The organism is Lentzea sp. NPDC004782 (genome assembly GCF_040609115.1).
GTDB lineage: Bacteria > Actinomycetota > Actinomycetes > Mycobacteriales > Pseudonocardiaceae > Lentzea.
In genome coordinates this window covers 137,833-161,417 of sequence record NZ_JBEXJN010000002.1, presented here as the reverse complement: position 1 = coordinate 161,417, position 23,585 = coordinate 137,833, and the positions used below count along the sequence as shown (strand labels likewise).

Below are 23,585 nucleotides of genomic sequence, written 5' to 3'. Positions count from 1 at the left end.
AGGACGGAAGGGCCCCGCGTGCGCTCGGTCAGAGGCGGTGGAGGCCGGGGCGGCGGTCCTCGATTGCGAACGTGGCCTTGGTGCGGATGGGTGAGCCAGGCCGCGTCACGTAGTCGAGCCCGCGGAACTCCGTGCGCAGCTCATCGGGCGTGAACCTGCTCAGCGCGTACCCCCGCCGGTTGTTGAAGTACTTCACGTGCGGGTTCTCGCGCAGCCAGGACGGCGTCTCGGCGTACTCCTCCGAACCGTCGCCGCCCGCGGTGATCGACGTGGTCACCAGCTCGGTCGCGAGCGTCGGCGACGACGGGTCGTCCCAGCGCTGCTTGATCTCCGCGCCCCACGCCGCGTGCACGTCGCCGGTGAGCACGATCGGGTTCCGCACATCGCCGAACCGCGCCACCACCCGGTCGCGGTCCGCGACGTAACCGTCCCACGCGTCGAGCAGGAACTTGGCGTCGTCACCGGGGACGTAGTCGTACTGCGAGAAGAACACCTGCTGCCCGAGGACGTCCCATCGCGCCGTGGACTCGCGGAACCCGTTGAACAGCCACGCTTCCTGTTCGTCGCCGAGCATCGTGCGGTCGGGGGCGAGTCGTTCCGGGCAGAACTGCAACCCGTCACCGCACGCCTGATCGGTCCGGTACTGGCGGGTGTCGAGCATGTGGAACGTGGCGAGCGCACCCCACCGGATCCGTCGGTACAGCCTCGGGGACCTGCGGAGGGGCATGTTCTCGTAGTAAGCCTGGAACGCCGCCGCCCGGCGCTTGGCGAAGTCGGCCTGCGGGGTGTCGGGCTGCAGGCCGGCCCAGTTGTTGGCGATCTCGTGGTCGTCCCACACGACGGCCCACGGCGCGACGGCGTGCGCCTCCTGCAGGTCGGGGTCGGCCCGGTACTGGGCGTACCGCTGCCGGTAGTTCGCGAGCGTCGTCGAGGTCGGGCCCTCGACGTGGCGAGCGATGCCGGTCGGCGAGATGTGGATGCCGGCCTCGTACTCGTAGGTGTAGTCGCCGAGGTGCAGGATCAGGTCCGGCTGGTCTTCCGCCATCCGCCGGTAAGCGGTGAAGTACCCGTGCTCGAACTGCGCGCACGACGCGAACGCCATCGTGAGCGGCACTTCCAGCGTGCCGGGAGCGGGCGCGGTCCGGGTGCGGCCCGCGCGCGACAGGTGGCCGAGCGCGGAGAAGCGGTAGAAGTACTCGCGTCCCGGCTCCAGTCCGGACAGCTCGACGTGGACGCTGTGGCCTTCCTCCGGCCGAGCGGCGGTGGAGCCCTGCTGGACGATCCTGGTGAAGCGCTCGTCGTGCGCGACCTGCCACTGAACCTCGATCGGGCGGTTCGGCATGCCGCCCATCCCGTCCTCGGCGAGCGGTTCGCGGGCCAGGCGCGTCCACAGCACCACTCCGTCGGGTGCCGGGTCGCCCGAGGCCACACCGAGTGTGAAAGGGTCGGTCGGCCGGGCGGAGGCGGCGACCGAGAACGCTGTGACTCCCGCCACGCCGGCGATCAGCAGCCTGCGGCGCGTCAAGGTGGGCATGCCTGGAATACGGCTCCCACCGGGTGAGTGGTTCGGGGGTCTCGTTGAAGCGTTGGCACTCTCATGGGTAGAGTGCCAACTGCACGGCACCAGCACCGCCCCGACCCCCGCGACGGCGGGGTGGCAGGAGCCGTAACAACGAAACCTGCCAACGACCCGTGGAGGTCATCCCGGTGAGCGTGAACATCAAGCCGCTCGAGGACAAGATCGTCGTCCAGGCCTCCGAGGCCGAGACGACCACCGCCTCCGGCCTCGTGATCCCGGACACCGCGAAGGAGAAGCCCCAGGAGGGCAAGGTCCTCGCGGTCGGCCCCGGTCGCATCGACGACAAGGGCAACCGCATCCCGGTCGACGTTGCCGTCGGCGACGTCGTCATCTACTCGAAGTACGGCGGCACCGAGGTCAAGTACAACGGCGAGGAGTACCTGATCCTCTCCGCCCGCGACGTGCTGGCCGTCGTCAACTGACGCTCGGCTGACATGCCTGACGCCCCGGCGCCCCATCCCGGGGCTACCGGGGCGTTTCGCTACTCAGAGAGGCTTTGAGGTAAATGGCCAAGCAGATCAGCTTCGACGAGGACGCTCGTCGGGCGCTCGAGCGCGGCGTGAACAAGCTCGCGGACACGGTCAAGGTCACCCTTGGCCCGCGCGGGCGCCACGTCGTGCTCGACAAGAAGTTCGGTGGCCCCACGGTCACCAACGACGGTGTGACGATCGCTCGTGAGATCGAGCTGGACGACGCGTTCGAGAACCTCGGCGCGCAGCTCGCCAAGTCGGTCGCCACCAAGACCAACGACGTCGCCGGTGACGGCACCACCACCGCCACCGTGCTGGCGCAGGCGCTGGTCAAGGAAGGCCTGCGCAACATCGCCGCGGGTGCGAACCCGACCGCGCTCGGCCGTGGCATCCAGGCCGCCGCCGACGCCGTCGTGGACGCGCTCAAGGGCAAGGCCACCCCGGTCAAGGGCCGCGACAACATCGCGCAGGTCGGCACCGTCTCCTCGCGCGACGAGTCGATCGGCCAGCTGCTCGGCGAGGCCATCGAGCGCGTCGGCGAGGACGGTGTCATCACCGTCGAGGAGTCGTCCACGCTCGCGACCGAGCTGGTGATCACCGAGGGTGTGCAGTTCGACAAGGGTTACGTCTCGACGCACTTCTCGACCGACCTCGAGGCGCAGGAGGCCGTCTACGAAGACGTCCGCATCCTGCTGCACCGCGAGAAGATCTCGGCTCTGGCCGACGTCCTCCCGATCCTCGAGAAGGTCGCGGAGTCCGGCAAGCCGCTGCTGATCATCGCCGAGGACGTCGAGGGCGAGGCCCTGTCCACGCTGGTGGTCAACGCGGTGCGCAAGACGCTGAAGGTCGTCGCCGTGAAGGCGCCGTTCTTCGGTGACCGCCGCAAGGCGTTCCTGGACGACCTCGCGATCGTCACCGGTGGCGAGGTGATCTCCGCGGAGATCGGCCTGAAGCTGTCCGAGACCACGCTCGACCAGCTGGGTTCCGCCCGCCGGGTCGTCGTGACCAAGGACGACACCACGATCGTGGACGGCGGCGGCTCCAAGGCCGACATCGCCGGCCGCGCGGAGCAGCTGCGCCGCGAGATCGAGGCCACGGACTCCGACTGGGACCGCGAGAAGCTGCAGGAGCGCCTCGCGAAGCTCTCCGGCGGCATCGCCGTGATCAAGGTCGGCGCCGCCACCGAGACCGAGCTCAAGGAGCGCAAGCACCGCATCGAGGACGCGGTCGCCGCTACGAAGGCCGCGGTCGAGGAGGGCATCGTGCCCGGCGGTGGTTCCGCGCTGGTCCACGCCTCCAAGGTGCTGGACGACCAGCTCGGCCTCACCGGTGACGAGGCCACGGGTGTCGCGCTGGTCGCGAAGGCCCTGTCCGCGCCGCTGTTCTGGATCGCCGCGAACTCGGGCCTCGAGGGCGCGGTCGTGGTGAACAAGGTCCGCGAGGGCGAGTGGGGCTTCGGCATCAACGCGGCCTCGCTCGAGTACGGCGACCTGCTCGACCAGGGCATCATCGACCCGGTCAAGGTCACCCGCTCGGCCGTCGCGAACGCCGCCTCCATCGCGCGCATGGTGCTCACGACCGAGAGCGCCGTCGTCGAGAAGAAGGTGGAAGAGCCCGCCGCTGCCGGACACGGCCACGGTCACGGGCACGGCCACTGAGTTTTGAACGATGAAGGGTTCCTTCATCCACCTCACGTGGATGAAGGAACCCTTCATCGCATTTGCAGTTAAACGATTGCCAGCTGGCGCTTGCGCGCCTTGATGATGTGGTCGCGCTCCGATTCCGAGAGCCCGCCCCAAATTCCGTACGGTTCCTGCACTGCGAGCGCGTGCTTGCGACACATCTCCAACACCGGGCAGGCGAGGCAGACAGCCTTGGCGCGAGCTTCCCGCCGTGCTCTCGCCGGACCCCGTTCACCGTCAGGGTGGAAGAAGAACGCGCTGTCCATGCCCCGGCACGAACCGCGCATCTGCCAGTCCCAGAGATCTGCGTTGGGACCGGGGAGCCTTCGGGTGTCCGCCATCGAGACCGCCTCCGTGACGACTGCTCCATTCGGCTTAATGATGATCCACCGTAGAACCGCGTCAAAACTTGTTCAAGAGGCTGAAGACCCTTATCAACTGATGGGTGACGGCACGCGTGTTCGATCACTCACCGCCCGGAGTTGCCGCCCGGATGAGGTGAACGGAACATGGCTCTCGTGATGACACAGCCGGAGCACAGATCTGCCGGTAGTCACACGAGTGAGCCCCTTCTCTCAGTGGCCGCGGTGGCCAGGCGACTCGGCGTGGCTCCTGCCACCCTTCGCACCTGGGACCGCCGCTACGGGCTCGGCCCGAGCGGCCACACCACCGGGCGGCACCGCAAATACGGGCCTCGCGACGTCGCTCGTTTGGAATTGATGCAACGCGCTCTTCTTCGTGGCGCGTCGTCGGCCGAGGCGGCCCGTTTCGCGCTCGACTCGAAATCATCGATGACGCACGGCGAGGTTCCCGTCGCACCATCGGGTGGCGGCCGCGGTCTGAAGATGCCGGGAGCGTCTCGGTTGGCGCGTGGGCTCGGCCGGGCGGCGCTCGCGATGGACTCCATCGCGGTGCAGGGCATGCTCGCCGACTCGCTCGCGTCCGACGGGGTGATCGCGACCTGGAACGAGGTCGTGCGACCGGTGCTGACGGCCGTTGCCGCGCGGTGGCAGCTCTCCGGCGTCGGCGTCGAGGTCGAGCACTTGTTGAACGAGTGCGTGCTCGCCGCCTTCGTCCGCGCAACTCCTCTCGTCACTCTCGGACGCAACCATCGGCCAGTGTTGCTGGCGTGCATGCCGGAGGAGAGGCACAACCTTCCGCTCTACCCGTTGGCCGCGGAGCTGGCGCAACGTGGTGTGGTCGCCCGGCAGCTCGGGGCGGCGTTGCCGGTGGACGCGTTGGCGTCCGCGGTGCGCCGTACCGCTCCTTCCGCGGTGGTGCTGTGGGCGCAGCTGCCGCGGTACGCGGATTCGGGGGTGATCTCCGCGTTGCCGCGCACCCGGCAGCAGGTGAGGTTGTTCGTGGGCGGGCCGGGATGGCGGCGCGGAGTGGTCACCGCGCCCGCCGAACGCGTGGAGGACCTCGCCGAGGCCGTCGACGCCGTCGAGGCGGCTGTCACCTGACAGACTTCACCGGTGGAAGTCCAGCTGCGCCGGGCCGCCTTCGGTGACTCACCCGACCTCGACGTCTGGGCCGCGCTCTCGTCGTCCAGCTCACGGGTGCGCTGGCTCGCCGCCGTCGTCCTGGGCGGCCAGGGCCACTACGCCGCCGCGGCCACCGTGCTGGATGCGCTCCGTCACGATCCCGACCCGGTGATCGCGTCCCTTTCCCTCTCCACCCGCGCGTCCCACCACCGCCAGCTCGGCGCGCATCACCTCGCCCGTCCTCTCGACGGGGCCGCTCTCGCCCGCGTCCCGGCGACCGGCGGTGGTGATCCGGACGGGGTCGACGCGGACGGTGCCCGAACGGACGCGTTGCTCGGTCTGGCCGCCGACTCGCTCGGTGCCGGACGGCTGGGTGAGGCCCGCCGGCTGCTCGCGCGAACTGAGACGCGCTCGTGGAGGAGTGAGGTCCGGCGGGGGTGGGTAACCGCCGAGGTTGAGCTCGCGTCCGGTCGGGCGCACGCCGCGGTGGCCCCGGCCGAGGAGGCGTACGGCGCAGCGACGAGCAGAAAGGCGCTGCGGCACGAGCTCAAGTCGGCGCTCGTCCTCGGCACCTCGTTGGTCGTGTGGGGGACACCCGACGGCCTGACAAGAGGGATTGAACTGGTCGAGTGTGAGCTAAATCACAGCGTCACAAAACGGCTTCATCCGTTGATCTGGCCGAGCGCTCTTGTCCTGGTGGGTCGTCCCACCACGGTGGGCGCAGTCGCCATCGACCGGGCGACGGAGGCTCTGAGCTGCGTGTTACGCAGAGCTGATCCCGTCAGCCGTCAGGTCGCTCTTGATTCCCCGTGGGTGCCGAGTGGGCTGCTCCGTTCCGGGGAACCCCCGAACGCAGACCCTCAGACGAACTTCTTGACGGATTAAGCACCGGATCGTGTCAAGGTTGGGCCGCGAGCGTCCGATAGGGGAGATGGAACGTCACTCGGCTGCAGGAAGGAGTCCCCGTGACCACGGTCCTTATTTGCGACGACCGGCGCAGTGTGCGGGAGGGTCTCACCCGCGTGATGTCGGCTGTCCCCGGGGTTAGCCGCATCGACTGCGTAGCGCACGGTGACGAGTTGTTGGCTCGCTTTTCCAGGCAGCCGGTTGACGTCGTTCTGGTGGGAACCCAGCGCGCCGTCCCGACTGGGGTAGAGGCCACCCGGCGACTCGTCTCCGCCAATCCGCAGGCAAACGTCATCGTGTTCGGAGCACCCGACGACGCGGGCAGCATCGCCGCCGCGATCGCCGGTGGCGCCCGCGGCTACCTGAGGTGGGACGCGTCGCGTCCCGAGCTTGTGGCAGCCCTCGCGCACACGCTCGCCAGCACCTCGGTACCGGCGCCGCGCCAGCCCTCCGACCCCGGCGTGCAGCTCACGGAGCGCGAGCTCCAGGTGCTGCGCGGCATGAGCCAGGGCAAGAGCAACGGCCAGATCGGCCGCGAGCTCTACCTGTCGGAGGACACGGTGAAGACGCACGCGCGTCGCCTGTTCCGCAAACTCGGTGTCCGTGACCGCGCTCAGGCGGTCGCGCACGGCTTCCGGCGCGGTCTCGTCCAGTAGTTCTCGCCGCACCGGCCCCGCGTCCCCATATGCCGCATGTGGGGACGCGGGGCCGGTGGCGTGAGACGCCTCACCTGCTGCACCAGGTGATCCTTCGGGTCGCGCAGTTAGCCCAGCCCGGTGACAATGTCGCCGGGCTGTTGCCGTTCGGCGTGTCGGCTGGTCACACGGGGTGTCCATACCCCACTGATGAACAGAAGGCGTTAAGACCGGTACGGTGAGTGCTGCTGCAACGAGTCGCCGTGAGTGACTCGTGCTGTTTCATGTCGGTACGCCAACAAGTAACACCAGGGCTGTTGTCTGCGATGACCAACTTGGGGGACGGACTGGACGCCGAAGTGGGCGCGGCCGTCGACGGCGACCGCCAGGCGATCGAACGCCTGTTGGCCTCCATTCGTCCTCTGGTGGTGCGGTACTGCCGCGCCAGAGTTGGCAGGCAGGAGCGAAGCTTCGCTTCGGCGGACGATGTGGCCCAGGAGGTGTGTCTCGCGGTGCTCACGGCATTGCCCAGCTACCGCGACCAAGGTCGGCCCTTCCTCGCGTTCGTGTACGGGATCGCGGCGCACAAGGTTGCCGATGCACATCGGTCTGCCGCCAGGAACCGCTCCGAGCCCGTTCCTGAAGTCCCCGACGCACCGGAGACCGACGCTGGTCCGGAGCAGCGGGCGATGCAGGGCGAACTCTCCGATCGGATGGCTGTACTACTGCGCGTCCTGCCGGAGAAGCAGCGGGAGATCCTGCTGTTGAGGGTGGTGGTCGGACTTTCCGCCGAGGAAACTGCCGAGGCGGTCGGTTCGACGCCGGGTGCGGTCCGGGTGGCGCAACACCGTGCGCTGGCTCGGCTCCGCAAGTCGCTGGCAGCGGAGGAGGTGGTCTGAGTGGCCGACGAACACGGGAAGGACGACGAGCAAGTGCGCGGACCGGACGACAGAGCCCCGCACGAACCCGTTGTGGCGGATGATCTTTCGGCTGTGCAGGCCGATGACAGGCTGCTGGACGCACTGGGGTCCGCGACGCCAGGTGCGGCCGGCTCTCTGGTCGACGACGAGCTGAACGCGTTGCTGCTCGCGTGGCGCAACGAGGTGGAGACCGCGCCCTTCGGTGAACTGGTCGACACCGAGACCGCCATCGCCACGATCCAGGCTGCCCGCCCGCAGCCGGTGAGCAGGCACCGCTTCCTGATCCCCCTGGCAAGCGCGGCCGCGGTGCTGGCCATCGCCTTCACCGGCGTGAGCCTGGTCGCCCGCGACGCTCAGCCGGGCGACGCGCTCTGGGGCCTCACCAGGGTCCTGTACTCCGAGCACGCCAAGTCGATCGAAGCCGCGGCCATCATCAACACCGACCTCGAGTCCGCCCGCCTGGCCCTGCGCGAGGGCAAGGTCAACGAGGCCCGCGAGAAGCTCAACAAGGTCGAGGCCAGCCTCGGTTCCGTCTCCACCGCGGACGGCAAGGCCCAGCTGCAGGAGAAGCACGCCGAGCTCGAGAAGCAGCTCAACACGAACACCTCGGCCACCGCGCCCTCGCCGACCACCTCGTCGGCGCCGCAGTCGACCGCGTCCTCCAGCAAGCCCTCCACGTCGTCCTCGACGCCGTCGAGCGCGCCGACCACCACCACGGTGCCGCCCACGACGACCACGACGGTCGCCCCTCCGCCGACGTCGAACGGCGAGAACCCGCCTCCGCCCCCTCCGCCGGGCACGGGCACGGGTACGGCGGAGTCGCCCGGTTCCAGTGGGGCTGCCAAGGGGCAGGAACACGGAGAACCCGGCTCCAAGTGAGACGCTGTGTGAACGGCTCCTGATCTTTCGAGGTCAGGAGCCGTTCACATGCTGTCGGTGGTCGTGCGTCGGCCACGTGCGGCCTTCAGTGGCCAACGCCACGCCGGCCGCCGCGTTCAGCGCGCCGACTCCGTGGCCGTCACCCCGTCCGCGTACCCCCGGCAGTACTCCCAGCTCACGTAAGCACCGGGATCCGGGTCGAAGGCGGGCTCGTGCGGGCGCATCCGCCCGTCGGAGAGCAGCTGTTCGAGTGAGGCTCGCAACAGCGCCCAGTCGTGGTAGTGGGGTTCCTGGCACTCGCCGCAGTCGACGACGATGCCGCGCACCCCTCGGTGTTCGAGCAGCGCCTGGTAGACGGCGAGGTCGCTCAGGTCGCTGACCAGCTCAGCTCGTTCGTCCTCGTCCATCGGGGGATGGTCGTGGTCCGGCTCACCGAGGGTGAGCGCGGGGTCCTCTGGGTCGCCCTCGAAGGGGTCTGGTGGCAACGCGTCGTGCGGCACGACCCCGCACGGTACCCGCCGTACCCCCACAGCCGTCCAGATACCATGGGCAGGACCGCCTCCGCCTGCGGAAACCTGACCTGTGGGCCGAGGGGCAGACCGCACGACGGAAGGCATGTCACCCGCTATGACCAGCGAGCTCAACGCTGATGGAGTCCCGAGCAAGTTCGCCATGCTGGGGCTGACCTTCGACGACGTGCTCCTGCTGCCTGCCGAGTCGGACGTCGTCCCGAGCGCCGTCGACACGAGCACCAGGATCTCGCGCAACATCACCCTGAAGATTCCGCTGGCCAGCGCCGCGATGGACACGGTCACCGAGGCGCGGATGGCGATCTCCATGGCGCGTCAGGGCGGCATCGGCGTGCTGCACCGCAACCTGAGCGTCGAGGACCAGGCCCGGCAGGCGGAGACCGTCAAGCGGTCGGAGGCCGGCATGGTCACCGACCCGGTCACCTGCTCGCCGGACGACACGCTGGCGCAGGTCGACGCGCTGTGCGCCCGCTACCGCATCTCCGGTGTGCCGGTGACGGACGCGAACAACAAGCTGGTGGGCATCATCACGAACCGCGACATGCGGTTCGAGCTCGACCACTCCAAGAAGGTCAGCGAGGTCATGACCAAGGGGCCGCTGGTCACCGCGCAGGTCGGCGTGTCCGCCGACGCCGCGCTGGGGCTGCTGCGCCGGCACAAGGTCGAGAAGCTGCCGATCGTCGACGGTGACGGCAAGCTGCAGGGCCTGATCACGGTCAAGGACTTCGTCAAGACCGAGCAGTACCCGAACGCCACCAAGGACCCGGACGGCCGCCTGCTGTGCGCCGCCGCCGTGGGTGTGGGCGAGGACTCGTTCGTGCGCGCCATGACGCTCGCGGACGCCGGTGTGGACGTGCTGATGGTCGACACGGCGCACGGTCACTCGCGCGGCGTGCTGGAGATGGTCGCCCGCATCAAGAAGGAGCTCGGCGACTCGGTCGACGTCGTCGGCGGCAACATCGCGACGCGGGCCGGTGCCCAGGCGCTGGTGGACGCGGGCGCGGACGGTGTGAAGGTCGGTGTCGGGCCCGGCTCGATCTGCACCACCCGTGTCGTCGCCGGTGTCGGCGTGCCGCAGATCTCCGCGATCTACGAGGCCTCGCTCGCCTGCCGTCCCGCCGGTGTGCCGGTGATCGGTGACGGTGGCATCCAGTACTCCGGCGACATCGCCAAGGCCATCGCGGCCGGCGCGTCCGCCGTGATGCTCGGCTCGCTGCTCGCGGGCACGCAGGAGGCGCCCGGCGACCTGATCCTGGTCAACGGCAAGCAGTTCAAGACCTACCGCGGCATGGGCTCGCTGGCCGCGATGCAGTCCCGCGGCGACGCCAAGTCGTACTCCAAGGACCGCTACTTCCAGGACGACGTGCTCAACGAGGACAAGCTCGTCCCCGAGGGCATCGAGGGCCGCACGCCGTTCCGCGGCCCGTTGTCGCAGGTGGTGCACCAGCTCATCGGCGGCCTGCGCGCGGCGATGGGCTACACGGGTTCCCGCACGATCGCCGAGCTGCAGAACCAGCAGCTGGTGCGCATCACGGCGGCGGGCCTGAAGGAGAGCCACCCGCACGACATCACGATGACCGTCGAAGCCCCGAACTACACGACACGTTAGTGTCGGCGGGTTCTTAAGCGCTTGGGAGAGGAAAAACAGGTGCGCGATCTGGTCGAGATCGGCATGGGCCGGACCGCGAGGCGGGCCTACGAGCTGGACGACATCGAGATCATCCCGTCCCGTCGCACGAGGTCGTCGAAGGACGTCTCCACGACGTGGCAGATCGATGCCTACCGCTTCGACATCCCGCTGATCACCCACCCGACCGACGCGATCGTGTCGCCGGGCGTCGCGGTCGCGGTCGGCGAGCTGGGCGGCCTCGGCGTGCTCAACGCCGAGGGCCTCTGGGCGCGGCACGGCGACGTCGACGAGGCGCTGTTCCGCCTGGTCCAGGCCACGGAGGACAGCGACGACCCGGCGGCGGCGGTGAAGGTGCTGCAGGAGCTGCACGCCGCCCCGCTGCGGATGGACCTGATCGCCGAGGCGATCAAGCAGATCCGCGAGTCGGGCGTCACCGTGGCGGCCCGCGTCAGCCCGCAGCGCGCCGCGGAGCTCACCCCGGACCTGCTGGCCGCGGGCGTCGAGATCCTGGTCGTGCAGGGCACGATCATCTCGGCCGAGCACGTGTCGCGCGACGGTGAGCCGCTGAACCTGAAGTCGTTCATCGCGGACCTCGACGTCCCGGTGATCGCCGGCGGTGTCGGCGACTACCGCACGGCCATGCACCTGATGCGCACCGGCGCGGCGGGCGTGATCGTCGGCTACGGCTACACGCCGGGCGTCACCACCACCGACACCGTGCTGGGCATCGGCGTGCCGATGGCCACCGCGATCGCCGACGCCGCGGCCGCGCGCCGCGACTACCTGGACGAGACCGGCGGCCGCTACGTGCACGTCATCGCCGACGGCGGCATCACGACCTCCGGCGACGTGGCGAAGTCCATCGCCTGCGGTGCCGACGCCGTGATGCTCGGCGAGCCGCTGGCCGCCGCGACCGAGGCACCGGGCCAGGGCCTGTACTGGACGGCCTCGTCCGCGCACCCGTCGGTGCCGCGCAGCCTCGTCGCCGAGGCCGTGGACCAGGAGCTCGACCTGCGCAAGCTGCTGTTCGGCCCGTCGTCGGACCCGCGCGGCGTGACGAACCTGTTCGGCGCGCTCAAGCGGGCCATGGCCAAGACCGGCTACTCCGACCTCAAGGAGTTCCAGAAGGTCGGCCTGACGATCCGCGGCTGACCGCAACGGCACGGAAGGGCGCGCTCGGACCGGGCGCGCCCTTCTGCTTTGCTGGACCCGTGCCGCTCGTCGACATCACGTACGCACCCGACCTCCCCCACGAAGTGCTGAGGAAGCTCGCCGAGATGCTCCCGCACGCCGTTTCGGTGGCGGTGGAGTGCCCGGAGGAGCCGTACGACGGCGACCTGCGGCCCGGCGACGTGGAGCTGCGCTTCCGGGCTCGCGGACCGTTCGACATCAGCGAGATGGACGTGGTGGTCGAGGTGCGGTCCAAGTGGACCGAGAGCCGCGCCGAGAACCGTCAGGAGCGGGTCGACGACCTGTGCGGGGCCGTCGAGGAGGTCACCGGGCCGGCGCAGGTCGGCGTCTACCTCAGCCTCCCGGTCGCCGCCTGGTCGCAAAGCTGATCTTGCAACCGATCCGCCCTCCCGTGCGTCCTGTGGAGCGTGGAATTGGATGCCTTGTTCGGTGACAGCGACGTCGACACTGTGGAGGAAGCACCCGCGGAGGAGCCGGAAGGCATCGGCTGGAAGGCACTCGCCCTGTTCATCTGCGGTGGCCTGGTGATCACGGCGCTGGCCGTGGCCTTCATGGTCTGGGTCATCGAGGGCCTGGTCCTCTAGATCCCGGGGACGTCTGAACCGATCGGGGACTAGGCGTTACCGGAAGTAACGCCTACTCTCCGGTTCATGGGTGAACTCGCCGGTAACTTCGATGTGGTCATCGTCGGCTCCGGGTTCGGTGGCAGCGTGGCCGCGCTCCGCCTGACCGAGAAGGGCTACCGCGTCGCCGTCCTGGAGGCCGGGCGCAGGTTCGCCGACGACGAGTTCGCCAAGACCAGCTGGAACCTGCGGAAGTACCTCTGGGCGCCACAGCTCAAGTGCTTCGGCATCCAGCGCATTCACCTCCTCCGCAACGTCATGGTGCTGGCCGGTGCGGGCGTCGGCGGCGGGTCTCTCGTGTACGCCAACACGCTGTACCGACCCCTCAAGCCGTTCTACGAGGACCGGCAGTGGGCGCACATCACCGACTGGCAGGACGAGCTGGAGCCGTTCTACGACCAGGCGAGCCGGATGCTGGGCGTGGTCACGAACCCCACGACGACCCCGAGCGACGTCGTCATGCGGAAGGTCGCGAAGGACATGGGCGTCGAGGACAGCTATCACGCGACACCCGTCGGTGTGTTCTTCGGCGAACCCGGAAAGCCCGCCGACGACCCGTACTTCGGCGGTGCCGGGCCGCGGCGGACCGGGTGCACCGAGTGCGGCGGCTGCATGTCCGGTTGCCGGGTCGGCGCCAAGAACACGCTGGTCAAGAACTACCTGTACCTGGCGGAGAAGCTCGGCGCACAGGTCTTCCCGCTGACCACGGTCACGCAGCTGAGCGAGCGCGACGGCCGGTGGACCGTCGAGACCCGCAGGACCGGCGGACGGTCGAGGAAGACCTTCACCGCCGACCAGGTCGTCGTGGCCGCCGGCACGTGGGGTACGCAGCAGCTCCTGCACAGGGCCAAGGCGAGCACCCTGCCGAAGATCTCCGCCAGGCTGGGCGAGCTCACCCGCACCAACTCCGAGTCGATCATCGGGGCCGCCAGGTACTCGGTCGACCCGGACAACGACTTCACCAGGGGTGTCGCGATCACGAGCTCGATCCACCCCGATGAGATCACGCACATCGAGCCGGTCCGGTACGGCAAGGGCAGCAACGCCATGGGACTGCTGCAAACCCTCGCCACCGACGGTGCGGCGAGCACGCCGAGGTGGCTGCAGTTCGTCAAGGAAGCGGTCAAGCACCCGTTGAAGCTGCTGAGGATGCTCAGCGTGCACCGGTGGAGCGAGCGGACCGTGATCCTGCTGGTGATGCAGAGCCTGGACAACTCCATCACCACGTTCCTCAAGCGCGGCAAGCTCACCAGCAAGCAGGGCCACGGCGAACCCAACCCGGCGTTCATCCCGGCCGGGCACGAGGCGAACCTGTTGGCCGCCAAGCACATCGACGGCATCGCGGGCGGCACCTGGGGTGAGCTGTTCAACATCCCGTTGACCGCGCACTTCATCGGCGGCTGCGCGATCGCGGCCGACGAGGAGCGGGGTGTCATCGACCCGTACCACCGGGTCTTCAACTATCCCGGGCTGTCCGTTGTGGATGGTGCGGCGATCAGTGCGAACCTCGGCGTGAACCCCAGCCTCACGATCACCGCGCAGGCCGAGCGGGCGTTCTCGCTGTGGCCGAACAAGGGTGAGCAGGACCAGCGGCCGCAGCAGGGGCAGCCCTACCGGCGGATCAACCCGACGAAGCCGAAGAACCCGGCGGTGCCCGATCAAGCTCCAGCCGCATTGCGGTTGCCGATCGTGAAGGCCTCCTGACACGGTGTAGGCATGGCCAAGAAGCCGTTCGCCTCCAGCGCCGATCTCGCCCCGAAGGACGAGGTGTTCCTCCAGCTCGCCGAGGGCGTCTACACCCTGACCGCGGAGGGCGACCCCAACGTCGGGGCGATCGAGGCCGAGGACTTCCTGATCTGCTTCGAAGCGCGCGCCACCCCCGCGGCCGCGCGCCGCTGGCTCGCACAGCTGCGCAAGCACACGAAGAAGCCCGTCCGGTACCTCGTGCTCAGCCACTACCACGCGGTCCGCACGCTCGGTGCCAGCGCGTTCGACGCCCAGGAGATCGTCGCGCACGAGATGACGCGGGTGCTGATCGCCGAACGGGGGCAGCAGGACTGGCAGAGCGAGTACGGCCGCATGCCGCGGCTGTTCGAGAAGCCGGAGGAGATCCCCGGACTGACGTGGCCGACCCTCACGTTCTCCGACCGCATGTCCATCCCGCTCGGCGACGACCGCGGTGACCTCGTGCTGCAGCACCTCGGGCGTGGGCACACGGCGGGCGACATCGTGGCGTGGCTGCCGCAGCAACGGATCCTCTTCGCCGGCGACCTGGTCGAGTCGCAGGCCGCGCTCTACACCGGTGACGCCTTCCACGACGAGTGGGCGACTTCCACTTTGGACGAGATCGAGGATCTGGGCGTGGAGGTGCTCGTCGGAGGGCGCGGCAAGGTCGCCCGCGACCGCATCGAGGTCGAGGCCGCGATCAACCAGAGCAGGCACTTCCTCGACGAGCTGCGCCGCACGGTCGGCGGGGTGCACGCCGAGGGCGGCACGCTCAAGCAGGCCTTCGAACTGGCGCACCGGACGCTGGCGCCCCGCTACGGACGCTGGCCGATCTTCGAGCACTGCCTGCCGTTCGACGTGCAGCGCTACTGGGACGAGTGCGACGGCAAGGACTGGCCGGAGATCTGGACCGCCGAGCGCGACCGCGCGGTCTGGGACGCCCTGCAATGACGCCGGTGCTGGTCGTCGGTGCTGGACCGGTCGGCCTCACGGCCGCGCTGTTCCTCGCCAGGGCCGGCGTGCCGAGCGTCGTGCTGGAGAGGTCGCCGCGGCGTCAGCAGGCGGGCAGCCGCTCGATCTGCGTCCAGCGCGACGTCCTGGAGATCCTGGAACGGATCGGCGTCGGCCAGGCCGTCGCCGACGCGGGCGTCACCTGGTACACCGGCCGCACCTACCACCGCGACCGCGAGGTGCTGACCCTGACCTTCCCGGAGGCCACGGGTTTCCCGCCGTTCGTGAACACCCCGCAGACCGTCGTCGAGCAACTGCTGGAGGAACGCGTCCGCGACGAGCCGCTGATCGACCTCCGGTACGGGCACGCGCTCGACCGCCTGACCCAGGACGACGAAGGAGTATCCACAAAGGACATCAGGGCGAGTCACTGCATCGCGGCGGACGGCGTGCACTCGACCGTGAGACAGCTCCTGAACATCCCGTTCGAGGGCTTCTCGTTCGACGACCGGTTCATCATCGCCGACGTGCGCGTCGATCTGGACTTCGAGACACCGGAGCGCCGCTTCTACTTCGACCCGCCGTGGAATCCCGGCCGTCAGGTTCTCCTGCACCCGCAACCGGAGGGCGTCTGGCGGATCGACTGGCAGGTCGCGGAGGACGTCCAGCTCACCGACGACCACATCCGCGCGATCGTCGGCGACAAGCCGTACGAGGTGATCTGGCAGTCCACCTACCGCTTCCACCAGCGTCGCGCGCAATCCCTGCGCAGCGGCCGGGTTCTGCTCGCGGGTGACGCCGCGCACGTGATGAGCCCGTTCGGCGCCCGCGGCCTGAACTCGGGCATCTGCGACGCCGACAACGCCGCGTGGAAGATCGCCGCCGATCGCGCAGGCGGAGCAGGGCCGCATCTTCTGGCCTCCTACGACGTCGAACGCGGTGCCGCCGCCGACGAGAACCTCCGCATCACCGGCGAGACCATGCGATTCCTGGTGCCGGGGAACGAAGAAGAGCGCGCACACAGGCAGAAGGCGCTCGAAACGGGTGAAGGCATCGACTCCGGCAAGCTCTTCACGCCGTTCTCCTACGAGACCTCCCCGCTCACGACCGACGGCGGGGAGCTGGTTCCTGGCTCCCGTACCGCCGGTCCGGGGTTCACGACCAGGAACGGTTGGTTGATCAGGCCGGACGGGCACGTCGCCGCACACCGTTGCGATGATCAGGTGCAGCGGCGCGCGCTCGGCTGGTAGGGAGCAACCCACCGCCGGGCTCGGCGACCGGCTCGTCCTGCCGCAGGACGCCTCCGCAGGCCCTACAGCTGGATGCCGGTCAGGACCGTCACGCGCTCCTCGGTGAAGTCCTCCATCGCCGACCGGACGCCCTCGCGCCCGGTGCCCGAGCCCTTCACGCCGCCGTAGGGCATCTGGTCGGCGCGGTAGGACGGCACGTCGCCGATGATCACGCCACCGACCTCCAGCTCGGCGGCCGCCTCGAACGCCACCTGCACGTCCCTGGTGAAGACCCCGGCCTGCAGCCCGTACTTGGTGTCGTTGGCCTGCGCGAACGCGTCCTCGACACCGTCGGCCACCGACACCACGAGCACCGGCCCGAAGATCTCCTCCGTCCACACCTTGGCGGTCTTCGGCACGTCGGCCAGCACGGTCGGCTCGACCGTCGTCCCGGTCCGCTTGCCGCCGAGCAGCACGCGGGCGCCCGCGTCGACGGCCATGTTGACCCACTCCTCGACGCGCCGCGCGTTGTCCTCGTCGATCAACGGGCCGACCTCGACCTCGGGGTCGTGCGGGTCACCGGTCTTCAACGCGCTGACGGCGGCCACGAGCTTCGGCACGAACTCTTCAGCGAGGGACCGGTCCACGATCACCCGCTGCACGGCGATGCACGACTGCCCGGCCTGGTAGTTGCCGAACGTCGCGACGCGTTGTGCCGCGTGGTCCAGGTCCGTCCAATCGGGACAGATGAGGGCCGCCGCGTTGGACCCCAGTTCCATCACGACGTGCTTGCGCGGTGCGGCGTCCATCAATGACCAGCCGACCTTCGTGGAGCCGGTGAACGAGATGACCGGCAGGCGTTCGTCCTGCACGAGCGCCTGCATGTCCTTGCCGCGCACGGGAAGGATCGAGAACGCGCCCTCCGGCAGGTCGGTCTCGGCCAGGATCTCGCCCAGCAGCAACGACGACAACGGCGTGGCGGAAGCGGGCTTCACGATCACCGGCGCACCCACCGCGAGCGCCGGCGCGACCTTGTGCGCCACCAGGTTCAGCGGGAAGTTGAACGGCGCCACGGCCAGCACCGGCCCGCGCGGCACGTGGCGCACGACCGCCATCCGCCCCGCGCCGTTCGCCTCGGTGTCGAGCCGCTGCAGGCCACCGGTGAACCGGCGGGCCTCCTCCGCGGCGAACCGGAACGTGTTGACCGCGCGCGAGACCTCGATCTCGGCCCACCTGAGCGGCTTGCCGTTCTCCGCGGTGATCGTCTCGGCGATCTCCTCGGCGCGTTCGGCCAGCGTCCGCGACACCTGCAGCAGCGCCTCGGCCCGCACGTGCGCGGGTGTTCGCCGGAACTGTTTCGCCACGGCAGCGGCCGCGGCGACCGCGCGTTCGACCTGGTCCGGCCCCGGTACGGCGACCGAGGCGACCTCGGTGCCGTCGAACGGGTGGAAGACCTCCAACGCCTGCTCGCCCTGCTCGGGGCGGCCGGCGATCCAGCACGGCCTGGGTTGCGGCGTGAACGCGTCCATGGGGATCACGTTAGGCCCTGTTGGCCAACACATACTTGATGAGTTCCGAGTAGTGGTCATCGTGCCGTTCCGCGCGCTGCTTCACGAACGCCGGATGCTCCCGAATGGTGCGGATCGCGTCCTCCAGTCGCGCGAGGACGTGTTCGTCTTTGTAGACGCACCCGTAGGCCTCGCAGAACAGCAGCGCACGCCGTTTGCGCTCGTGGGGCAGCCCCAGCACGAACTGGATGATCGCCCAGCTGACGTCCCACCAGCGCGGACCGGGGTGAGCGGTGTCGAAGTCGAACACGCCGACCGGCAGGCCGTCCCGATAGACCGTGTTGTACGGCGCGAAGTCGCCGTGGAGCACCACCTCGACGGGCTCCCTGGCGGCGAAACTGCCACCCGTCGAGCTCGCCGTACCCCTCCGTCGCGTCGTGCAGCCTGCGCAGCAGCAGGGCCGACTCGACCAGCGACTCGTCGTCGTCCGGGAACACGTGGCCAACGTCACCGGGCAGATAGCTGAGCAGTTCGTGCGACTCGTCGAGCCCGAGCGGCACCGGCGCGATCCCCAGAGGAGCCAAGTGGCGCAACAAGTCGTGCACCCGAGGCGTCCACGGACCCGCCGGTCTGCGCACCGCGTCACCCACCCTGAACACCTGGTTCAGCCCGCCACCGGTCAGCAGCTCCCCGTCCACGCATGACATCCTTGGCGGCGTGTCCGACACCAGCAACCGCCCTGTTCTCGTCGTCGACTTCGGCGCCCAGTACGCGCAGCTGATCGCCCGCCGCGTGCGCGAGGCCCAGGTCTACTCCGAGGTGGTCCCGCACACCGCGACGGTGAGCGAGATCCTCGACAAGAACCCGCTGGCCATCGTGTTGTCCGGTGGCCCGTCGAGCGTCTACGAGGAGGGCGCGCCGCAGGTCGACCCGAAGCTGTTCGAGACCGGCGTGCCGGTCTTCGGCATCTGCTACGGGTTCCAGGCCATGGCGCGCGCGCTCGGCGGCGCAGTTGAACAGACCGGCACCCGCGAGTACGGCCGCACCGAGCTCGGTGTCACCGGAGCGGGTGGTTCGCTGCACGAGGAGCTGCCCGGCAGCCACCCGGTGTGGATGAGCCACGGCGACGCCGTCACGAAGGCGCCGGAGGGCTTCACGGTCACCGCGACCAGCGAGGGCGCGCCGGTCGCCGCGTTCGAGGACACCGAGCGCCGCTTCGCCGGCGTGCAGTACCACCCCGAGGTGCACCACTCGCCGCACGGCCAGGAGGTGCTGCGCCGGTTCCTGCACGACATCGCGGGCATCCGTCCGCAGTGGACGACGTCGTCCATCGTGGACGAGCAGGTCGCGCGGATCCGTGAGCAGATCGGTGACGGCAAGGCGATCTGCGCCCTGTCCGGCGGTGTCGACTCCGCCGTGGCCGCCGCGCTGGTCCAGCGTGCCATCGGCGACCGCCTCACCTGCGTCTTCGTCGACCACGGCCTGCTGCGCGCCGGTGAGCGCGCCCAGGTCGAGCGCGACTACGTGGCCGCCACCGGCGTCAACCTGATCACGGTCGACGCCCGCGAACGCTTCCTCAACGCACTCGCCGGCGTCACGGACCCGGAGGAGAAGCGCAAGATCATCGGCCGCGAGTTCATCCGCGTGTTCGAGCAGGCCGAGCGCGACCTCAAGGCCGAGGGCGACTACCGGTTCCTGGTGCAGGGCACGCTCTACCCGGACGTCGTCGAGTCCGGCGGCGGTGCGGGCACCGCGAACATCAAGTCGCACCACAACGTCGGCGGTCTGCCGGACGACCTGCAGTTCGAGCTGGTCGAGCCGCTGCGCGCGCTGTTCAAGGACGAGGTGCGCCGCGTCGGCACCGAGCTCGGCCTGCCGGAGACGATCGTGCAGCGCCAGCCGTTCCCCGGCCCCGGTCTCGGCATCCGGATCATCGGCGAGGTCACCCAGGACCGCCTCGACACGCTGCGCCAGGCCGACGCCATCGCGCGCGAGGAGCTCACCGCCGCCGGACTCGACCGGCAGATCTGGCAGTGCCCCGTCGTGCTGCTGGCGGACGTCCGCAGCGTCGGTGTGCAGGGCGACGGCCGCACCTACGGCCACCCGATCGTGCTGCGCCCGGTCTCGTCCGAGGACGCGATGACCGCCGACTGGACGCGTCTGCCGTACGAGGTGCTGGAGCGGATCTCGACCCGGATCACCAACGAGGTGGCCGAGGTCAACCGCGTGGTCCTCGACGTGACCTCCAAGCCCCCGGGCACCATCGAGTGGGAGTGAAAACGATGAACGGCGCATTTGTCCATCTCACGTGGACAAATGCGCCGTTCATCGTTTACTAGGGGCGGGACTTCCGTCTCAGGGAGTTGGTCAGCAGGACCAGGCCGACCACGATGGCCGTTCCCCCCAGCGCCCACCGGAAGTCGAACCAGAACGTCCCGTTGCTGAGGATGTACGCGGCCATCAGGCCACCGCCGATCCCGAACATCAGCCCCAGCGGGTCGATCCGCCTGCGCATCACCGGCTCAGTCACGGAGCACCCTCACCTCTCCGACGTTCGTCCGAACGTCCAGGTCGATCTTCAAGCCGCCTTCGCCGTTGTCACCCAGGTCGGTGCCGTCGACCTGCACGGAACCGCCGTCCGCCTTCTTGCCGAGGCAGTTGAGCTCGCCGATGGACGTGGCCTCGCAGCGGAACGTCACGTCGGCGTTCTTCGGCACGTGCACGACCAGTTCGCCGAGGTTCGCCTCCAGCGAGGTCTTCACCGAACCGGAGTCCGGCAGCTCCCGCAGGTCGACGTTCACGCTGCCGACGCTGATCTCGTACCTGTCCTTGACCTCGGCGACGGTCTTCGGCGTCACCTTGATGTCACCGAGGTCGGTGGGACCGTCGAACTTGACCGTCGTCATCGCGAAGCCCACCACGGACAGCGGGACCAGCAGCCAGATCAGGCCGCGCCCGCCACCGGTGAACGAACCGACCAGCAGACCCGCCGACAGGACCGCGACCAGCAGCCCGATGACGTGCGGGACCGTGAGCCACGGCAGCCAGTTCCAGGCGATCGCGGAGCCGGCGATCACCAGTGACGTCACGCCCAGGGTCATCAGCCCGATGCGCGGCCTGCGCGGGCGGGGAGCCGGCGGTTGCGGCTTCGGTGCCGGTTCCGGCAGGTCCCAGGCGAACGGGGCGGCGCCGAGCGGGTCCCAGGCAGGCGCGCCCGGCACCGGAGGCACGGGGGCCGGCTCGGCGAGCGTGGCGGGGGCCAGGTGCCCGCGGTTCTTCTGCAGCAGGTAGATGGCCGCGACCGCGGCGGCCAGCGTCACGACGACCTGGAACCCGCCGTTGTCGAACGTCAGCGCGAGCGCGGGGAACATCAGCAAGCCCAGCAGCACCGTCTGCGCCTGCGACATCGAGCTGTGGCCCTTGTTGACCAGCGCCTCCATCGGCGAGACCGCGTCGCCCTCCTCCGGCAGCAGCAACCAGCCCGCCAGGTACAGCGGCACGCCCACGCCGCCCGACAACGCGAGCGCCACGAACGCGATCCGCACGATCACCGGGTCGATCTGGAAGCGCAGGGCGATGCCGGTGGCGACGCCGCCGAGCTTGCGTCCTGCGCGGGGCCGCACCGGACGGTGGGCCCAGAACTCCCTGAGCGTGTCCGCCACGCCCTGCATTGCCTTCTCAGTCCCGCTCACGGTGACAAGGTTGCGCTGTCACGCCTGGAACCACATCAGGGACCAGCCCTGATTCGCGGAACCGGGGTCATCCCTGATGAACGACAGCCCGGGACGTGTGACGATCTGATGGTGAGTGCACGGATTGAGCCGATGCGCCGTCGACGCACCGGCCGGGTGGTCGCGGGCGTCGCGAGCGGGCTGGCGGACCACCTCGGCGCACCCGTCTTCTGGGTGCGCGCGGTCTTCGCCGTGCTCGCCGCGCTGAGCGGGGTCGGCATCGTCGCCTACGCGTTGCTCTGGATGTTCGTCCCGCAGTCGACCGTGGCCGAGCCGGAGACCGACAAGGACCGCAAGGAGTGGCAGCAGGCCGTCGGCCTCGCCGCTCTCGGGCTCGGCGTCGCGGTGTTCACCGGGCTGATCGGCGGCACGGCGAGCGGCTGGATCACCGGTCCGATCGCCGTGGCACTCGTGGGCGCCGCGGTCGTGTGGCGCGAGGCGGACGAGGCGCAACGGCGTCGCTGGAAAGACGGCGCGCTGGGGCAGGGGAAGACGGGGATCGTGCGGACGGTGGCGGGAGGGGCGCTGGTGCTGGCGGGTGTGGCCGCCTTCCTCGTCGCGAACGACTCCGTCCAGAACCTCTCGACCGTCGTGCTGTCCGTGCTCGCCACGTTGATCGGCGTCGCGGTCCTCACCGTGCCGCTGTGGATGCGGCTGGTGCGCGATCTGGACGCGGAACGCCGGGCGCGCATCCGCACCGACGAACGTGCGGAGATCGCCGCCCACCTGCACGACTCCGTGCTGCAAACGCTTGCCCTGATCCAGAAGCAGTCCGAGTCGCCCCGTGAGGTGAAGCGCCTGGCCCGCAGCCAGGAACGCGAGCTGCGCAGCTGGCTCTACGGCCGTGAGGTGGGCGAGCAACCGGCGACGATGAGCGTCGCCATCGCCCAGACGTGTGCCGAGGTCGAGGACCAGTTCGCCATCGCCGTGTCCCAGGTCGTGGTCGGCGACTGCGAGCTGGAGGACGGGATGTTCGCGCTCATCCAGGCCTCGAAGGAGGCGATGGTCAACGCCGCGAAGCACGCGGGCGTCGGCGAGGTCAGCGTGTACGCGGAGATCGAACCGGACAAGGTGACGGTCTTCGTGCGCGACCGCGGCAAGGGCTTCGACCCGGACACCGTTCCGGAGGACCGGCATGGCCTGGCCGGCAGCATCCGGGGGAGGATGGACAGGCACGGCGGTCAGGTCCGGTTGCGCACCGCGCCCGGTGAGGGGACCGAGGTGCAGCTCGAGATGCCGAGGAAGACGGAGGCCAGGACGTGAGCGTGAGGGTGTTCCTGGTGGACGACCACGCGTTGTTCCGCGCGGGGGTGCGGGCGGAGCTCGACAACATCACCGACGAGGTGGAGGTGGTCGGCGAGGCCGGCAGCGTCGGCGAGGCGGTGGCGGGGATCGCGCACCACAAGCCGGACGTGGTGCTGCTCGACGTGCACATGCCCGACGGCGGCGGTGCGGAGGTGCTGCGGCAGATCCGGACCAAGATCCCCGAGGTCACGTTCCTCGCGCTGTCGGTGTCGGACGCGGCGGAGGACGTCATCAACGTCATCCGCGCCGGTGCCCGCGGCTACGTCACGAAGACGATCTCCAGCCAGGAGCTGGTTAAGGCCATCGTGCGGGTCAGCGAGGGCGACGCGGTGTTCTCCCCGCGGCTGGCCGGGTTCGTGCTGGACGCGTTCGCCGACCGGCCGGGCGCCGCGCCGATCAGCGACCCCGAGCTCGACCTGCTGACCCCGCGCGAACGCGACGTCCTGCGGCTGCTGGCCCGCGGCTACGCGTACAAGGAGATCGCGTCCGAGCTGTTCATCAGCGTGAAGACGGTGGAGACGCACGTGTCGAGCGTCCTGCGGAAGACCCAGCTCTCCAACCGGTACGAGCTGTCCCGCTGGGCCACTGATCGCAGACTGGTCTGAGT

At 69.5% G+C, this 23,585-nt stretch carries 24 protein-coding genes and 1 pseudogene; 17 read left to right on the top strand and 8 right to left on the bottom strand.

What is annotated here, in order from left to right; translation table 11 throughout:
- Positions 1 to 28: 28 nt before the first annotated feature.
- Entirely contained in the window at positions 29 to 1,534 is a 1,506-nt protein-coding gene (locus tag ABZV40_RS02455) for an alkaline phosphatase D family protein (protein ID WP_355434562.1), read from the bottom strand.
- 173 nt (positions 1,535 to 1,707) lie between these two features.
- On the opposite strand from ABZV40_RS02455, the gene groES reads away from it, so the two are divergent.
- Both groES and groL read left to right on the top strand, forming a co-directional pair.
- On the top strand, positions 1,708 to 2,001 hold the full coding sequence (groES, locus tag ABZV40_RS02450) for a co-chaperone GroES (protein ID WP_030471993.1): 294 nt from the start codon (positions 1,708 to 1,710) through the stop codon (positions 1,999 to 2,001).
- 83 nt (positions 2,002 to 2,084) lie between these two features.
- Entirely contained in the window at positions 2,085 to 3,707 is a 1,623-nt protein-coding gene (gene groL / locus ABZV40_RS02445) for a chaperonin GroEL (protein ID WP_355434559.1), read from the top strand.
- 68 nt (positions 3,708 to 3,775) lie between these two features.
- Here groL and ABZV40_RS02440 read toward each other — a convergent pair whose 3' ends face one another.
- On the bottom strand, positions 3,776 to 4,072 hold the full coding sequence (locus ABZV40_RS02440; protein ID WP_089915132.1) for a WhiB family transcriptional regulator: 297 nt from the start codon (positions 4,070 to 4,072) through the stop codon (positions 3,776 to 3,778).
- A 168-nt stretch (positions 4,073 to 4,240) separates the two neighbouring features.
- On the opposite strand from ABZV40_RS02440, the gene ABZV40_RS02435 reads away from it, so the two are divergent.
- The 5 genes from ABZV40_RS02435 (at position 4,241) to ABZV40_RS02415 (ending at position 8,555) form a co-directional block, all read left to right on the top strand.
- Positions 4,241 to 5,194: a MerR family transcriptional regulator gene (locus tag ABZV40_RS02435; protein WP_355434557.1), complete on the top strand. Its 954-nt coding sequence runs from the start codon at positions 4,241 to 4,243 to the stop codon at positions 5,192 to 5,194.
- A 12-nt stretch (positions 5,195 to 5,206) separates the two neighbouring features.
- Positions 5,207 to 6,100 (top strand): hypothetical protein, encoded by an 894-nt coding sequence (locus tag ABZV40_RS02430; RefSeq protein ID WP_355434554.1) that lies wholly within the window; start codon positions 5,207 to 5,209, stop codon positions 6,098 to 6,100.
- A gap of 80 nt (positions 6,101 to 6,180) precedes the next feature.
- Positions 6,181 to 6,777 (top strand): response regulator transcription factor, encoded by a 597-nt coding sequence (locus tag ABZV40_RS02425; RefSeq protein ID WP_030471988.1) that lies wholly within the window; start codon positions 6,181 to 6,183, stop codon positions 6,775 to 6,777.
- A gap of 305 nt (positions 6,778 to 7,082) precedes the next feature.
- Entirely contained in the window at positions 7,083 to 7,655 is a 573-nt protein-coding gene (locus ABZV40_RS02420) for a sigma-70 family RNA polymerase sigma factor (protein ID WP_089915126.1), read from the top strand.
- Positions 7,656 to 8,555, top strand: a complete 900-nt coding sequence (locus tag ABZV40_RS02415) for an anti-sigma-D factor RsdA (RefSeq protein ID WP_355434551.1) — start codon at positions 7,656 to 7,658, stop codon at positions 8,553 to 8,555.
- 116 nt (positions 8,556 to 8,671) lie between these two features.
- Here the strand turns inward: ABZV40_RS02415 and ABZV40_RS02410 are convergent, their stop codons facing one another.
- Positions 8,672 to 9,055, bottom strand: a complete 384-nt coding sequence (locus tag ABZV40_RS02410; RefSeq protein ID WP_355434549.1) for a DUF5319 domain-containing protein — start codon at positions 9,053 to 9,055, stop codon at positions 8,672 to 8,674.
- Positions 9,056 to 9,182: 127 nt separating this feature from the next.
- Here ABZV40_RS02410 and guaB point away from each other — a divergent pair, with 127 nt between their 5' ends.
- The 7 genes from guaB to ABZV40_RS02375 all read left to right on the top strand — a co-directional run bounded on the left by guaB (position 9,183) and on the right by ABZV40_RS02375 (position 16,455).
- On the top strand, positions 9,183 to 10,694 hold the full coding sequence (guaB, locus tag ABZV40_RS02405) for an IMP dehydrogenase (RefSeq protein ID WP_355434546.1): 1,512 nt from the start codon (positions 9,183 to 9,185) through the stop codon (positions 10,692 to 10,694).
- A gap of 39 nt (positions 10,695 to 10,733) precedes the next feature.
- A complete protein-coding gene (locus ABZV40_RS02400) occupies positions 10,734 to 11,867 on the top strand; it encodes a GuaB3 family IMP dehydrogenase-related protein (RefSeq protein ID WP_355434543.1) in 1,134 nt (377 codons plus the stop codon).
- A 59-nt stretch (positions 11,868 to 11,926) separates the two neighbouring features.
- Entirely contained in the window at positions 11,927 to 12,274 is a 348-nt protein-coding gene (locus tag ABZV40_RS02395; protein WP_355434540.1) for a hypothetical protein, read from the top strand.
- Between the two features lie 39 nt (positions 12,275 to 12,313).
- Complete coding sequence (locus ABZV40_RS02390) at positions 12,314 to 12,490, top strand: hypothetical protein (protein WP_355434537.1); 177 nt, start codon at positions 12,314 to 12,316, stop codon at positions 12,488 to 12,490.
- A gap of 66 nt (positions 12,491 to 12,556) precedes the next feature.
- Positions 12,557 to 14,233, top strand: coding sequence for a GMC family oxidoreductase (locus tag ABZV40_RS02385; protein ID WP_355434535.1), 1,677 nt, complete (start codon positions 12,557 to 12,559; stop codon positions 14,231 to 14,233).
- A gap of 12 nt (positions 14,234 to 14,245) precedes the next feature.
- A complete protein-coding gene (locus ABZV40_RS02380; protein ID WP_355434532.1) occupies positions 14,246 to 15,205 on the top strand; it encodes an MBL fold metallo-hydrolase in 960 nt (319 codons plus the stop codon).
- Complete coding sequence (locus tag ABZV40_RS02375) at positions 15,202 to 16,455, top strand: FAD-dependent monooxygenase (protein ID WP_355434529.1); 1,254 nt, start codon at positions 15,202 to 15,204, stop codon at positions 16,453 to 16,455. Before ABZV40_RS02380 ends, ABZV40_RS02375 begins: the two co-directional genes overlap by 4 nt.
- Positions 16,456 to 16,517: 62 nt before the next feature.
- Here the strand turns inward: ABZV40_RS02375 and ABZV40_RS02370 are convergent, their stop codons facing one another.
- From ABZV40_RS02370 to ABZV40_RS02360, 3 genes and pseudogenes are all read right to left on the bottom strand, one after another.
- Entirely contained in the window at positions 16,518 to 17,963 is a 1,446-nt protein-coding gene (locus ABZV40_RS02370; RefSeq protein WP_355434526.1) for an aldehyde dehydrogenase family protein, read from the bottom strand.
- 10 nt (positions 17,964 to 17,973) lie between these two features.
- Positions 17,974 to 18,315 (bottom strand): phosphotransferase, encoded by a 342-nt coding sequence (locus ABZV40_RS02365; RefSeq protein WP_355434523.1) that lies wholly within the window; start codon positions 18,313 to 18,315, stop codon positions 17,974 to 17,976.
- A gap of 40 nt (positions 18,316 to 18,355) precedes the next feature.
- Positions 18,356 to 18,649 (bottom strand): annotated as a pseudogene (locus ABZV40_RS02360) (phosphotransferase); the annotation flags it as partial.
- 10 nt (positions 18,650 to 18,659) lie between these two features.
- On the opposite strand from ABZV40_RS02360, the gene guaA reads away from it, so the two are divergent.
- Entirely contained in the window at positions 18,660 to 20,219 is a 1,560-nt protein-coding gene (guaA, locus tag ABZV40_RS02355) for a glutamine-hydrolyzing GMP synthase (RefSeq protein WP_355434520.1), read from the top strand.
- Between the two features lie 58 nt (positions 20,220 to 20,277).
- Here guaA and ABZV40_RS02350 read toward each other — a convergent pair whose 3' ends face one another.
- Complete coding sequence (locus ABZV40_RS02350) at positions 20,278 to 20,472, bottom strand: hypothetical protein (RefSeq protein WP_355434517.1); 195 nt, start codon at positions 20,470 to 20,472, stop codon at positions 20,278 to 20,280.
- Entirely contained in the window at positions 20,465 to 21,634 is a 1,170-nt protein-coding gene (locus ABZV40_RS02345; protein WP_355434514.1) for a PspC domain-containing protein, read from the bottom strand. The genes ABZV40_RS02350 and ABZV40_RS02345 overlap by 8 nt, the downstream gene beginning before the upstream one ends.
- 108 nt (positions 21,635 to 21,742) lie before the next feature.
- Between ABZV40_RS02345 and ABZV40_RS02340 the strand changes: the two genes are divergently transcribed.
- Together ABZV40_RS02340 and ABZV40_RS02335 are read left to right on the top strand one after the other, a co-directional pair.
- Positions 21,743 to 22,936: a PspC domain-containing protein gene (locus tag ABZV40_RS02340; protein ID WP_355434512.1), complete on the top strand. Its 1,194-nt coding sequence runs from the start codon at positions 21,743 to 21,745 to the stop codon at positions 22,934 to 22,936.
- Complete coding sequence (locus ABZV40_RS02335; protein WP_355434510.1) at positions 22,933 to 23,583, top strand: response regulator transcription factor; 651 nt, start codon at positions 22,933 to 22,935, stop codon at positions 23,581 to 23,583. The genes ABZV40_RS02340 and ABZV40_RS02335 overlap by 4 nt, the downstream gene beginning before the upstream one ends.
- The last annotated feature ends 2 nt before the right edge of the window (positions 23,584 to 23,585 follow it).

What these genes read in the sequence shown, in the direction of transcription:
- ABZV40_RS02455 (WP_355434562.1), bottom strand. Translation starts at nt 1,534, where the DNA reads ATGCCCACCTTGACGCGCCGCAGGCTGCTGATCGCCGGCGTGGCGGGA.
- groL (WP_355434559.1), top strand. Translation starts at nt 2,085, where the DNA reads ATGGCCAAGCAGATCAGCTTCGACGAGGACGCTCGTCGGGCGCTCGAG.
- ABZV40_RS02440 (WP_089915132.1), bottom strand. Translation starts at nt 4,072, where the DNA reads ATGGCGGACACCCGAAGGCTCCCCGGTCCCAACGCAGATCTCTGGGAC.
- ABZV40_RS02435 (WP_355434557.1), top strand. Translation starts at nt 4,241, where the DNA reads ATGGCTCTCGTGATGACACAGCCGGAGCACAGATCTGCCGGTAGTCAC.
- ABZV40_RS02420 (WP_089915126.1), top strand. Translation starts at nt 7,083, where the DNA reads ATGACCAACTTGGGGGACGGACTGGACGCCGAAGTGGGCGCGGCCGTC.
- guaB (WP_355434546.1), top strand. Translation starts at nt 9,183, where the DNA reads ATGACCAGCGAGCTCAACGCTGATGGAGTCCCGAGCAAGTTCGCCATG.
- ABZV40_RS02385 (WP_355434535.1), top strand. Translation starts at nt 12,557, where the DNA reads ATGGGTGAACTCGCCGGTAACTTCGATGTGGTCATCGTCGGCTCCGGG.
- ABZV40_RS02380 (WP_355434532.1), top strand. Translation starts at nt 14,246, where the DNA reads ATGGCCAAGAAGCCGTTCGCCTCCAGCGCCGATCTCGCCCCGAAGGAC.
- ABZV40_RS02375 (WP_355434529.1), top strand. Translation starts at nt 15,202, where the DNA reads ATGACGCCGGTGCTGGTCGTCGGTGCTGGACCGGTCGGCCTCACGGCC.
- ABZV40_RS02370 (WP_355434526.1), bottom strand. Translation starts at nt 17,963, where the DNA reads ATGGACGCGTTCACGCCGCAACCCAGGCCGTGCTGGATCGCCGGCCGC.
- ABZV40_RS02340 (WP_355434512.1), top strand. Translation starts at nt 21,743, where the DNA reads ATGGTGAGTGCACGGATTGAGCCGATGCGCCGTCGACGCACCGGCCGG.